This is a genomic window from Rhodococcus sp. I2R, assembly GCF_020889545.1.
GTDB lineage: Bacteria > Actinomycetota > Actinomycetes > Mycobacteriales > Mycobacteriaceae > Rhodococcoides.
In genome coordinates this window covers 211,965-224,385 of record NZ_JAHUTG010000005.1, presented here as the reverse complement: position 1 = coordinate 224,385, position 12,421 = coordinate 211,965, and the positions used below count along the sequence as shown (strand labels likewise).

The window sequence follows — 12,421 nt, the reverse complement described above, 5'->3', positions numbered from 1 at the left end:
GTGGTGATGCGGACGGTACAGGGTCCGAAGTCACCCCGCGAGGAGAACGGATCCGCCGACTGGATCTCGGTCAGCCGTGGCCCCTTACCCGTTGGAGGCAGACCCGTTCGAACTCGTCACCGGCGGCTCGGTGTACAGCGCGGCGCCGGCGGTGACACTCGCTCCTGCGGCCACGACCAGGGTGCGGGTGCCCGCGGGCATGCGGTGGTGTCGCCCGCGATCGAGACCCGCGACGAGCGCGGCAGTATGCATCGATTCGTCGTCCCCCACCGTGATCCGGGTTTCGGCGATCCCCAGTCGTTCGGCGAGGGCGAGACGGAATGCGGGGCGCGCCGGTGCTGCCACGATCGAGTCGACGTCGGACAACCGGAGCGACTCTCGGCGCAGGCATTCGGTGAGCGCGGCCACCGCCGCATCCGCATACCGTTCGTCCAGCACGTCTGACTCGGTGATCCGCAGGACGTTGCCGGTGTCGACCTGCCCGACTGTGGCCCGGAACGACTCACCGCCATCGGGAGTGTTGACCCACGACACGTGCCCGAGTCCAGGCTCGCCGTCGATCCACCTGCAGAGCACCGCTCCCCCTGCCGCGGTGAACGGAAATCCCTCGCTCAGGTTGCGGCCCGGATCGGCGTCGCTGGCGACCACCAACGCGTGCTCGATCGTGCCCGAGCGCAGGAACCCGTCGACGATCTGCAATGCGGTCAAGACTCCGCAGGTGCCGTTGGCGACGTCGAACGAGAACGTACCGTGGGCGTCCGGGTGTGGATTCTCGGGGTGGGCCCCGACATCTTCTTGGATCAGTGCGGCCAGGGCGGGCTCACCGAGGTTGCGGTCGCGGTACAGACCGGCATTGATGAGGAGGTCGAGGTCGCCGGCTTCCCGGCCGGCACGCTCGAGACAGTTCTTCGCCGCAGTCACCGCGACCTGGAGAGCGCTGTGCCGGTGGAGCCAACCGGCACGCGTGACCACCATCCGCTCAATGACCGTGCCCATAGCAACCCACCAATTCTTCGTCGACGGTCAGCAGAACCACACCGATCTCGAGGCCGGACGCCAGCGATATCAACGCCACGGTCTCGACGGGTTGTATGCGCCCGGCTTCGAGTTCCTCGATGAGGGCCACGGTGTGGGTCGTCGATGCCGTGTTCCCGTAGCGATCGACGGTGATGACCGCGTCGTGACGCGGGGATTCACCGAACGAGGTCACGAGCTCGGCCATGCCTTTCCGGATCGCTCGCGTCGAAGTCTGGTGCGCGATCAGGTGATCGATGTCGTGCAACGAGATCCCGACCGAGTCGAGGACCTCGTGCAGCAGCAGGGGTGTAGCGGCGATGGCTGCCTTCTGCAGCGCACGCGACTTGGTGAACATGCGGGCGCCGGGATCCTCACCCATCGGATATGCCAGGCACAGACGGCTGTGGTCGGCCACCGTCGTGAAGCCGGCGACCCGTATACCGCCGGAGCCGGCGGAAGCACGTTCGAGGACCAGCGCGGCACCCGCATCGCCCAACGTCAACGACGCCAGCTCACGGCTCATGATGTTACGGATGTGCTGGGCGGCGTTCTGACCGAGCTGGGAGATGTACTCGCCACTCACGACGAGGGCGCGCTCGATGATCCCCTGGCGAATCCAGTTGTTCACCACAGTCACCCCGGTGAGCATGCCCGCGCAGGCATTCGAGAGGTCGAAGGTCATGGCCTTGTCGGCACCGAGTGCGTGTGCGACCGCACCGCTCATCGTCGGCTCGAGCCATTGGGTGAGGCCGTTTCGGAATTTCGTGATGCTGCAACTGATCACGACGTCGAGCGAGTCCGCTGCCCGCCCCGACTTGGTCAGGGCGTCGAGTCCCGCGGTGACGGCCAGCGAGTAGGAATCCTCGTCTCCGACCGACACACGCCGCTCCCGCACGCCCGTCAGCCGTTCGAGATCGATGTTCGTCGAGTGGCGGGTCGACGCCATCAAGTCCTCGGTGGTGAGATGCGTGGCCGGCAGATGCCGGCCCGCGCCGGCCACTCGGGTACGGTACGGCGCCCGCGGATCCTCCTCCTCGGTCTCCATGACGAGCCAGTGCTTGACCATGGTGTCGTCCACCTCCATCACTCACATATTCCCTTCCACCGTGCGGCGAAACCAGAGCATTTGGGCCCTTTTCGCAGCCACTGTCGATAACCGATCGGCAGGCCGCCGAGCCGCTGATCGGAACGGAAGGAATGGTTGTGCGCGCGCGACACATCATGAGCAGCCCGGTCACCACCGTGACCGAATCACCGGACCGAGTTGTCGTCAGCGGATCCAGGAGGCGAGGACGGCTGTGTCGGCCGATTCATCGGTGCACAGCGCCAGGACCGTGCGGAAGCCCTCGGCGATCGAGGACGTCAGCAACGCCGGATCGGGGACCGCCGCAACGTCGGCGTTGATGCCGATGCAGCACACGGACGTGTAGGACATCAACGTCACATTGAACGCGGACCCCAATGTGGGACTGAAGGCGTAGTACCGCTCGATTTCTGCACCTGCAATGAAGAGTGGCACAGGCGAGCCCACCACATTCGACGCGACGAAATCCACGTGCTTGAGCATGTTCCCCAGCGATGTCGCCGGGAGCAGGTTCAAGGCACCGGCGATCGTGGACGACAGGGGCACCGCGGGTTCGGTGCGCCACGCCTCCACCGTCGTACGGACCCGTCCCATCAATTGGGCCGGATCATCGATATCGGTGGGTAATGCGAAGCGCGCCAGCGTAATCCGGTTCCCGCCGATCGGATCCTCTTCGGTGCGAAGACTGATCGGCAACGTGAGCCTCAACGCCGGCGGTATCTCGGCACCGTGAGCGCGGTGATAGTGCCGCATCCCGAGAAGAATCGACGCCAGGAATGCGTCGTTGATCGATCCACCTCCTGCTGCCGCTGCCGCGGTGAGTCCGCTGATCGGTACGTCGAGTGCCGCGTAGTGCCTGCGCGTGCTTCGCTCCGTCATCACCGGCGACATGGTCGAGAACACCGGCCGCGCGAACCGGACCGTCGATCCCACGACCGCTGCCGCCTCGCGGACCGCGGCTGCCGGGTCCGACCACAGCTTCCCGGCTCCCCGCACGGCCGAGGACACCGTCCGCCGGGCCAGTGCACCGCCGGTCGCGCGGTACCAGGACAGACTGTCCGCCACGGAGGAGTCGGCCTCGGCCCCTTCGACTGTCGACGGGCGCGGGGTGTCGCCACGTGGCGTGCCCTCACGCGTGAAATCCATGATCTCCCTGGCGATCTGCATTCCACCGACGCCATCGGTCAGGGAATGATGAACCTTGATCACGAGAGCAGCCCGCCCTTCCGCGAGCCCGTCGAGCACGGTGAACTCCCACAATGGGCGGGCCGTGTCGAAGGCCGACATACCAGTGGTCCGGGCGAAATCCAGGACGCCGTCCCACCCGCCGCGGTCGGGCAACGTGAATCTCCGCAGATGCCAGCCGAGGTCGAAGTCGGGGTCGTCCACCCAGTGCGGCGGAACCGCGCCGAGGCGATCGATGACCACCTTGCGCCGGAAGATCGGGGCCACGTCGACGCCACGCCGCATCATCCGGACGAACCGGGACCAATCGGGGCTCCGGTCGAGCACTGCCACTGCGACGATCGTCGAGCGCAGTACCGGATCCTCCTCCATCCTCCAGGACATGAAATCCGTCTGCGCCATGTATCGCGGCTTCGCCTTCGTCATATCCGATCCATTTCCGGTGCCTGCAGGGCGGCCGTCGCTCGCGGCCAGGTGCCGCCGCAGTCGAACTGCAGCATCTGCATTTCTACATCGGCATCACGTGCATCGGTGGAAGAATTCCCATCTCCTGTAGCCACAGGATGAACATGTGAAGTTCGCTCAGCGGGCCGAAGTGGCCAAAGGCCCTACACCTGGCGGCGTAACCGGCCGATGCCGGACGTGCCGATGCCAGAGTTCGGTGTCCAGACGAAAGGTCTTTTCGCAACAGTGACGTATTCACCAGTTCGCATGCTGAACCCGCACAGAACTTGAAAATTTGACGGTTCCATACTCAGCGGTCTCTATGCTCTAGGCTCTCTCGCAATGCGGTAATACGGGGGGGAGCCGTTTGCGTATGGGGGCAGTCGCATGGGGACAGTAGGTACGGACGGCGGCGCTGGGGGCTTGCTCGGTGAGCGGTCCGACGTCGAGTTGTTGACCGCGCACGTCGCCGGGGAGCCGCACGCGTTCACTACGCTCGTTCATCGGCATCACGAGCATCTGTGGATGACCGCGCGTCGCACCAGCTACACGGCCGAGGACGCGGCCGATGCGCTGCAGGAAGCGCTGCTGTCGGCACATCGCACAGCGGCATCCTTTCGCGCCGATGCTGCGGTCCGAAGCTGGATGCACAAGATCGTGGTGAACGCGTGCCTCGACCGCATCCGGCGCAACCGGTCCAGGCCCACCACACCCCTTCCGGACGGTGACTCCTTCGATCTCGCCGATGCGCGCGATTCGATGGCCGATGTCGAGACCTCGATCGAGATCCACACCGCGTTGATGTCCCTGGCCCCAGATCAGCGAGCGGCCGTGGTGGCCGTCGACATGGAGGGCTATTCGGTGGCCGATGCAGCCCGATTGCTCGGCGTGCCGGCGGGCACCGTCAAGAGTCGTTGCGCGCGCGGTCGGTTGAAGCTGGCGATCCGATTGCAGTTTCTGCGCGAGGACGGGAACCGATAGGACACCCACCGCGTCTTACCATGTGTAGGAGGGACTTCGCACGGAGAGGAGACCGGCATGGCTGTCCACCGCACCGAGCCTCTACCCGAAGCGCCGTACTCGCTGGACCTTCTCGCAGATCTGCACGCGGGCGTCCTCTCCGAGTCCGTCAGTGAACGCCTCTGGCCACTGGTTCGCCTGGATGATGCGGCGATGACCGTCATCGCAGCACTCGACGAGGTCTCTACCCACCTTCGCGAGCTCGGAGATGACCACACGGTCGGTGAACCCATACCGCCCCAGGTTGCCGAGAAGATCGATCGAGCACTCGAGGATGCCACTGTCGCAACGACCGCTCCAGCCGAGGCCCCCACCGCCGTCACCACCGTCACCACCCTCTCCTCGCGGCGCCGACCACGCGCCGCGATCGCGGTCGGCCTCGCAGCAACAGTCGTCCTTGCCATCGCGGTCACCACCGCCATCCTGATGCCGTCCTCCGGTGAGAACTCTTCCGAGACAATCGCCGACGGGTTGGTAGTCGATCCCGATTCCACCTTGGTCGTCGACTCGAGCGAAATCGACGCGTCCTTCGCCTACCGGATCATGGCCGACCGCGACACGATTCCCCTGCTGGGGTCAGAGGCTCTCGCGGATTGTCTCGCAGCCAACGGGTTCGGCGCTTCGTCCACAGTGCTCGGTGCGGCCCCGGTGGAATTGGACGGTCGCCAAGCAGTGGTGCTGGTGGTGCCGCAGAATTCCGCGACCCCAGGCTTGACGCTGCTTGCCGTCGGCCCCGATTGCGGCATCGACAATCCAGCGACCCTGCTCCGGCGCGACCTCGACTGAGCCCTCCGGGCGCGACCGGTCGAACCTGCCACAGCCCTCGCCGAACGGGAACAACAGCCCTTACCCTTGTGTTGTCATGGATGTCCTCGGCAGACTCTTCTTGCCGCCGCAGGCGCCACGGAAGAACATCAATCGGAAGGTCCGCATGACTACGCCCAAGGTTCACGATCTCATCATCGTCGGCTCGGGACCCGCAGGTTACACCGCAGGCGTCTACTCGGCTCGGGCAGAACTCGAACCCCTGTTGTTCGAGGGAACACAGTTCGGCGGCGCCCTGATGACCACCACCGAGGTAGAGAACTTTCCCGGCTTCCGTGATGGCATCATGGGACCGGACCTCATGGAGCAGATGCGTGAGCAGGCCAAGCGTTTCGGTGCCGACATTCGCACCGAGGATGTGGAAGAGCTGGACCTGCGCGGCGATATCAAGACCGTCTCCGCCAACGGTGAGACGTACCAGGCCAAAGCAGTCATCCTCGCTATGGGTGCAGCTGCGCGATACCTCGGCATTCCCGGTGAGGAGAAGTTGCTGGGACGAGGCGTCAGCGCCTGCGCGACATGCGATGGCTTCTTCTTCCGCGATCAGGACATCGCCGTCATCGGCGGCGGCGACTCGGCCATGGAAGAGGCGACCTTCCTGACACGGTTCGCCCGCAGCGTCACGGTCATTCACCGCCGCAACGAGTTCCGCGCGTCACGCATCATGCTCGAGCGCGCGAAGAACAACGACAAGATCACCTTCCTGACCAACACCAAGGTCAACGAAGTGCTCGGCGACACCTCCGTCACCGGGTTGACGCTCGAAGACTCGATCACCGGAGAGACGAGAACTCTCGACGTAACCGGGATGTTCGTTGCCATCGGCCACGATCCGCGCAGCGAGTTGGTGAAGGGACAGGTCGATCTCGACGAGGACGGTTACGTCAAGGTTGCTTCCCCTTCGTCCGCGACGTCGATACCCGGCGTGTTCGCCGCGGGCGATCTCGTCGACCACGTCTACCAGCAAGCGATTACCGCAGCTGGTACCGGCTGTACCGCGTCCATCGACGCTGAGCGCTGGCTGGCCGAGCAGGGCGACATCACCAGCAACACGCTCGAGCACGCCGATCAACCTGTCGACGCCGTCACGGCCTGATCGAATACCCCACCGAATTCACACTTCGTTTCAGATCTATAGGAGAACCCATGTCCGATGACAAGAAGACCGTCACCATCACCGATGCATCTTTCGCCGACGATGTCCTGACCAGCGAGAAGCCAGTCCTCGTCGATTTCTGGGCCACCTGGTGCGGCCCGTGCAAGATGGTCGCCCCTGTGCTCGAGGAGATCGCGGCCGAGCACGCCGACAAGCTGACCGTCGCCAAGCTCGATATCGACGCGAACCCTCAGTCTGCTCGGGATTTCAAGGTGATGTCCATTCCCACGATGATCCTCTTCCAGGGTGGCAAGCCTGTGAAGCAGATCGTGGGAGCCAAAGGCAAGGCCGCGCTGCTCAAGGACCTCGACTCCGTATTGTGACGTGATCGCGCCAGGACTGTAGCCCACCGCTCGAGCGCGTGGATTGCGGTCCTGACGGTATTTTCTGCGACAATGATCCGATGTGCCGACACAGGGTCGGCACATCGGATTTGTGATCGACGCTTGGTTTCCGGTGGTGAGCAGGACTGCCGCACCCGGTTGGCTAGAGTCGATTCAGATTTCGTTCATTCTTGCGAGAGGCTTCGAGGTATGCACCGACTCAGTCACGGCGATTCCGGTCCCGCCGTCGCGGAGGTTCGGAGCACTCTCCTCTCACTCGGCTTCCTTCCCGACGATGCACAGGACCACGACACCGCAGGCGATCCCCTGCACTGGAGCGCTCCGGCATCTGACTACGACTCCGCCCTCGACGGCGCTGTCCGAGCATTCCAACAGCACCGAGGGTTGCTCGTCGACGGAATCGTCGGGCCGGCGACCTATCGGTCACTGAAGGAAGCGTCCTACCGACTCGGTGCCCGCACCCTGATCTACCAGCTTTCGGCGCCGCTCTACGGCGACGATGTCGCGACACTGCAAACCCGTCTGCAGGATCTCGGTTTCTACAGCGAGCGCGTCGACGGCTATTTCGGGCCGAAGACCCACGAAGGACTGTCGTCCTTCCAACGCGAGATCGGCCTGTCGCCGGACGGTATCTGTGGCCCGGCAACCTTGCGCTCACTCGATTTACTCGGCGCGCGAGTGACCGGTGGATCACCGCACGCCATCAGCGAGGAAGAACTGGTCCGCCAGTCGGGTCCTCAGCTGACCGGCAAGCGTATCGTGATCGACCCCGACCTGGGCGGCGCTGACACAGGACGGATCGTCGACGGAGTTTACGGGCGGATCGCTGAGGCCGAGATCCTGTGGGATGTCGCCAGCCGACTCGAGGGTCGGATGGCAGCCACCGGAATGGAAACCTTTCTCTCTCGAGCGCGCGGCACCAACCCAAGCGTCGCCGAACGCGCCGAGACCTCCAACGCATTCAATGCTGATCTGATGATCTCCCTGCGTTGCGCTTCGAGCACCAGCCCTGCAGCAAACGGTGTGGCCAGCTTCCACTTCGGTAACTCACACGGGTCGACGTCGCTGATCGGCCAGGTTCTGACGGGATATGTGCAGCGGGAGATCGTTGCCCGCACACCGCTACTCGACTGCCGAAGCCACGGTCGGACGTGGGATCTGTTGCGCCTGACCGACATGCCGACGGTTCAGATAGACCTCGGATACCTCACCAACGCCTCCGACGTCGAGGTCTTGAGCGACCCACGTTCACGCGACGTGATCGCCGAGGCCATTCTCGTCTCGGTCAAGCGTCTGTATCTCCTCGGCCAGGATGATCAACCGACCGGCACCTTCACCTTCGCGGAGCTCCTCGCAGAGGAGTTGGCCGCCGCGGACCGCGGCTGAGTTCTACTCGCAGCACCGGCTATCGCGGGACTCGAGCTCCGTACGCCGTTGTGCTCGACAAGGACACGCTGACGGTGTCCTTCTGCTCGATGTCGAGCATCGACAGGCTCGCCGCGATCAGCAGCTGTTCGAGGGCTGATTCCACGTCCTCTTTCCACCCGTGATCGCGATCCAACTCGAGCCGCAGCCGTGGGTAGCGGTGATGGGGTGCCACTACTTCGAACCCGGCCTTCTCGAGGAAATCGGCGTCGATCATGCATGTGGCGTCCGAACACCTCATCGAGGCACTCGCACGCGGACCGTCTGTCTCGTCTTCCGCCGTACGCCGGATTCCGAATGCCTCGAGGGCACGCACACCTCGATTCACAAGATCGCTGACGACCGCGGCGATCAGTGATGCCGAATGCGCGTCGCGGTCGATGTCGGTCTCGATGCGCAGTGTCGTCAACAGCACTGCATCCGGACTGACGGGAGAGGTGGGGAACGTCGCTGCTCTCGGTACTGCACTCGGTGGGGCGTACAGAGCGCACCCGATGCTCTCGCCGCCGTCCGTCAACAACTGTCCGCATGATCCCCATTCGAGCATGATCATCGACAACCATGCCTCGTTCTCGAACTCGAGATCCAACGGAGACCCGTCCGCTTTGTCGGTCGCCGGATCGAGTACCCAGAACCGGCATCGGCGAGTGTGGCTGGGTAGCCGATCGAACGAGTCCAACGTGACTCCGGTGACAAGCGTCGACACTGGTTACCTCAGCCTCCATACCCCGACAATTTCGGCCTCCGTGAGTGCCGGAAACCCGACCGCACCGCCACAGACTAAGCCACGGATACGTACCGCGGCATGCCGAACACCACGAGACTCGAAAGTGCTGGTGTTCAACATATTTCGGCCCCATTCTGATCTTTGGTCCAACAGATCCTGAACATATGTCACAGTGACGTAACTGCCGCGTATGGCGGCACCTGAAATTTCGCGGCTACTTTTTCTTCTGGTCTTCCATCATCTCGACGATCCTCTGGAGATCGTCCACCGACCCGAACTCGACAACAATCTTGCCCTTCTTCTTGCCCAGGCTCACCGTCACACGGGTGTCGAAAGAATCGGACAGCCTGTCGGCGACATCCTGAAGCCCCGGCATCTGTATCGGCTTGCGGCGAGGGGCCACCGGTGGCGTCGTATCGTCATTGCGGTTGGCCAGCGTCACAGCTTCCTCGGTGGCACGCACCGACAAGCCCTCGGCCACGATCCGAGCCGCCAAATGCTCCTGCGCCTCCGACCCGGCGTCGAGGGACAGCAGTGCACGAGCGTGCCCCGCCGACAGAACGCCGGCTGCCACACGACGCTGCACGGGAATCGGCAGCTTCAGCAAGCGAATCATATTGGTCACAACTGGACGTGACCGTCCGATCTTCAGCGCAAGTTCCTCATGGGTCACGTCGAACTCTTCGAGCAACTGTTGATACGCCGCTGCCTCCTCCAACGGGTTGAGTTGCACCCGATGGATGTTCTCGAGGAGCGCGTCTCGCAACATGGCGTCGTCAGCGGTTTCCCGGATGATGGCCGGGATCGACTCGAGGCCGGCTTCCTGACTGGCGCGCCAGCGGCGTTCGCCCATCACCAACTCGTACGTTCCGCCCTCGACGGAGCGGACGACGATCGGTTGCATCAAGCCGAACTCACGGATCGAGTGGACGAGTTCCGCCAAGGACTCTTCGTCGAAAACAGTTCGTGGTTGCTTGGGGTTGGGGTGAATCAGCGAGGGCGGGATCTCTCGATACACCGCGCCGGCAGGGGAGAGGTCTTCGTCGGAGCTTCGTACTGGGGGAGCGGGCGTGGGGGCCGAGGCGGTCTTGTCACCTGAGGAGCTGGCAGGCTGAGTCAGGTCGGGGGCTCTACCCGCGGACCCCGAAGTATCCCGGCCGATGACCACATCTGCTGCCGCATTGCCGAGCCTGGGACCTGCTTCCGGTCCCGTCGGAATGAGTGCGGCGAGCCCTCGGCCGAGGCCACCCTTGCGTGTCTGACTCATCTGTTCTTGCGCTCCTGCGTTGTCTGCGGTGCCATGTTTGCGGACCGCGCTGCTAGCTCTCGACCTGCATCCAGGTAGCTCATTGCGCCACGAGAACCGGGGTCGTAATCGATCACGGTCATTCCGTAGCCCGGCGCCTCGGATACTTTGACGCTGCGCGGAATCACCGCACGCAATACGGCATCACCGAAGTGTTTACGAACCTCCTCGGCAACCTGGTCGGCGAGCTTGGTACGTCCGTCGTACATCGTGAGTATCACTGTGGAGACATGCAGCGACGGATTCAGGTGCGACTGGACGAGCTCGATATTCCGCAGAAGCTGACCCACGCCCTCGAGGGCGTAGTACTCACACTGAATCGGGATCAATACCTCGGTCGCGGCAACCAGCGCGTTGACGGTGAGAAGCCCCAGGGACGGAGGACAGTCGATCAGGACGAAGTCCACGTCGATCTCCGCAAGATCGGCCAGCGCAGTCTTGAGCCGACCTTCACGTGCCACCATCGACACCAGTTCGATCTCTGCTCCGGCGAGGTCGATGGTTGCTGGGATGCAGAGCAAACGTTCACTGTGGGGACTCTGTTGTATCGCCTCGGTCGCGCTGACTTCGCCGATGAGGACCTCATAGCTCGACGGAACCCCTGAGTGATGCTCGACGCCCAATGCAGTGCTGGCGTTGCCCTGAGGGTCGAGGTCCACGACGAGGACGGTGAGTCCCTGTATCGCGAGTGCGGCAGCGAGGTTGACCGCTGTGGTCGTCTTGCCGACTCCGCCCTTCTGGTTGGCGATGGTCAACATCCGACGCTGCGCGGGCTTGGGGAGTGTCACGCTCCCTGGGTGCAGAATTTGACTTGCGCGCTGTGCGGCCGCACCGATTGGAGTGTCATCGGAAGAGATGCTGCTGTATTCGCCGAAACCAGAGCCACCCGTCGTCTTCGCTTCGGGACCACGGGTAGCTCGGCGCGCACCCTCGGTCGATTGCTCTGTTTCACGTGAAACAGTTGGATCGGATCCACCCGACATACGTGCTCCTCAATACGGAACTGGGTTGTTGAACAAGAACTGAATTGAAACAGATGGGTCTATCTACGGGGATGGCGTCGGGGAATCCGCTCCGCCCGAACCACGATAGTCGGCGTCGGCAACAGGTCGACACCACACTTCACAACCTCTAGCTTGCCAGCACCGATGCGACTAAGGGAAGCCCGATCCCTCTCGATCTCTTCCTCGGCGCTGCTTCCCTTCAGCGCGAGCATTCTGCCGTGCTCGTGGATGAGCGGCATGGACCATTTGGCAAGCTTCTCGAGCGGCGCCACCGCGCGGGAAGTCACCACGTCGCCACCACCCGCTTCCTTGATCACTCCCGGTTGCTCCGCACGACCACGTACGACGAGTACATCCAGATCGTGGGAATCGACGAACTCCGCGAGATACACCGTTCGTCGAAGCAGGGGTTCGACGAGCGTCACACGTAGATCGGGACGCGCTATAGCAAGCGGTATCCCCGGGAGTCCAGCGCCGCTTCCGACGTCGACAACGCGTTCCCCTTCGTCGATCAGTTCGCCTACGACAGCGCAGTTCAGAATGTGACGTTCCCACAAGCGAGGAACCTCGCGAGGCCCGATGAGTCCGCGTTCCACGCCTGCTGTGGCGAGAGACTCGTGATACTGCACGGCAAGTTCGAGGCGCGGACCGAACACGCGCTCAGCAATCGCCATCAATTGTTCTTCGTCCAACGCGTCAGGTTCCACGCCTATCATCTTCCCGCGTCCCGGGGTACTTCGCCAAACTCCGGAGTGAACTTCGGCGCCCATTGCCCGTGTTGTCCGATCTGGATGGAAGATTCTGGAGCTCTGCGACGCATCCTGCTCAATTCCTGTTTCACGTGAAACAGGAATTGCGTGCCTAGCCGACTTCGGTGGTTCTTC

12 protein-coding genes are annotated in these 12,421 nt (G+C 63.4%); 5 read left to right on the top strand and 7 right to left on the bottom strand.

The genetic code is table 11. From position 1 onward, the window contains the following. Nucleotides 1–84 precede the first annotated feature (84 nt). From KVY23_RS07070 to KVY23_RS07060, 3 genes are all read right to left on the bottom strand, one after another. Complete coding sequence (locus tag KVY23_RS07070) at nucleotides 85–996, bottom strand: 3-oxoacyl-ACP synthase (RefSeq protein ID WP_206508802.1); 912 nt, start codon at nucleotides 994–996, stop codon at nucleotides 85–87. Then, nucleotides 980–2,083 (bottom strand): 3-oxoacyl-ACP synthase III family protein, encoded by a 1,104-nt coding sequence (locus KVY23_RS07065; RefSeq protein WP_230555908.1) that lies wholly within the window; start codon nucleotides 2,081–2,083, stop codon nucleotides 980–982. The genes KVY23_RS07070 and KVY23_RS07065 overlap by 17 nt, the downstream gene beginning before the upstream one ends. A gap of 204 nt (nucleotides 2,084–2,287) precedes the next feature. Beyond that, a complete protein-coding gene (locus KVY23_RS07060; protein WP_230555853.1) occupies nucleotides 2,288–3,712 on the bottom strand; it encodes a wax ester/triacylglycerol synthase domain-containing protein in 1,425 nt (474 codons plus the stop codon). Between the two features lie 405 nt (nucleotides 3,713–4,117). On the opposite strand from KVY23_RS07060, the gene sigM reads away from it, so the two are divergent. From sigM to KVY23_RS07035, 5 genes are all read left to right on the top strand, one after another. Continuing rightward, entirely contained in the window at nucleotides 4,118–4,711 is a 594-nt protein-coding gene (gene sigM, locus KVY23_RS07055; protein WP_230555852.1) for an RNA polymerase sigma factor SigM, read from the top strand. Nucleotides 4,712–4,768: 57 nt separating this feature from the next. After that, nucleotides 4,769–5,536 carry a hypothetical protein gene (locus KVY23_RS07050; protein WP_230555851.1) on the top strand — a complete coding sequence of 256 codons (768 nt, stop codon included), beginning with the start codon at nucleotides 4,769–4,771 and terminating at the stop codon, nucleotides 5,534–5,536. 145 nt (nucleotides 5,537–5,681) lie between these two features. After that, the gene (trxB, locus tag KVY23_RS07045) at nucleotides 5,682–6,671 is read left to right on the top strand and encodes a thioredoxin-disulfide reductase (protein ID WP_230555850.1); all 990 of its coding nucleotides are present in this window, start codon (nucleotides 5,682–5,684) and stop codon (nucleotides 6,669–6,671) included. Between the two features lie 50 nt (nucleotides 6,672–6,721). Next, complete coding sequence (gene trxA, locus KVY23_RS07040) at nucleotides 6,722–7,054, top strand: thioredoxin (protein ID WP_075837747.1); 333 nt, start codon at nucleotides 6,722–6,724, stop codon at nucleotides 7,052–7,054. A gap of 210 nt (nucleotides 7,055–7,264) precedes the next feature. Beyond that, nucleotides 7,265–8,461 carry an N-acetylmuramoyl-L-alanine amidase gene (locus tag KVY23_RS07035; protein ID WP_230555849.1) on the top strand — a complete coding sequence of 399 codons (1,197 nt, stop codon included), beginning with the start codon at nucleotides 7,265–7,267 and terminating at the stop codon, nucleotides 8,459–8,461. A gap of 19 nt (nucleotides 8,462–8,480) precedes the next feature. Here KVY23_RS07035 and KVY23_RS07030 read toward each other — a convergent pair whose 3' ends face one another. The 4 genes from KVY23_RS07030 to rsmG all read right to left on the bottom strand — a co-directional run bounded on the left by KVY23_RS07030 (nucleotide 8,481) and on the right by rsmG (nucleotide 12,253). After that, entirely contained in the window at nucleotides 8,481–9,206 is a 726-nt protein-coding gene (locus KVY23_RS07030) for a GNAT family N-acetyltransferase (RefSeq protein ID WP_230555848.1), read from the bottom strand. Nucleotides 9,207–9,441: 235 nt separating this feature from the next. Continuing rightward, nucleotides 9,442–10,494: a ParB/RepB/Spo0J family partition protein gene (locus KVY23_RS07025; protein WP_230555847.1), complete on the bottom strand. Its 1,053-nt coding sequence runs from the start codon at nucleotides 10,492–10,494 to the stop codon at nucleotides 9,442–9,444. Next, nucleotides 10,491–11,516, bottom strand: a complete 1,026-nt coding sequence (locus tag KVY23_RS07020) for a ParA family protein (protein WP_206508808.1) — start codon at nucleotides 11,514–11,516, stop codon at nucleotides 10,491–10,493. Before KVY23_RS07020 ends, KVY23_RS07025 begins: the two co-directional genes overlap by 4 nt. Nucleotides 11,517–11,575: 59 nt before the next feature. Continuing rightward, a complete protein-coding gene (rsmG, locus tag KVY23_RS07015) occupies nucleotides 11,576–12,253 on the bottom strand; it encodes a 16S rRNA (guanine(527)-N(7))-methyltransferase RsmG (RefSeq protein ID WP_230555846.1) in 678 nt (225 codons plus the stop codon). Nucleotides 12,254–12,421: the final 168 nt, after the last annotated feature.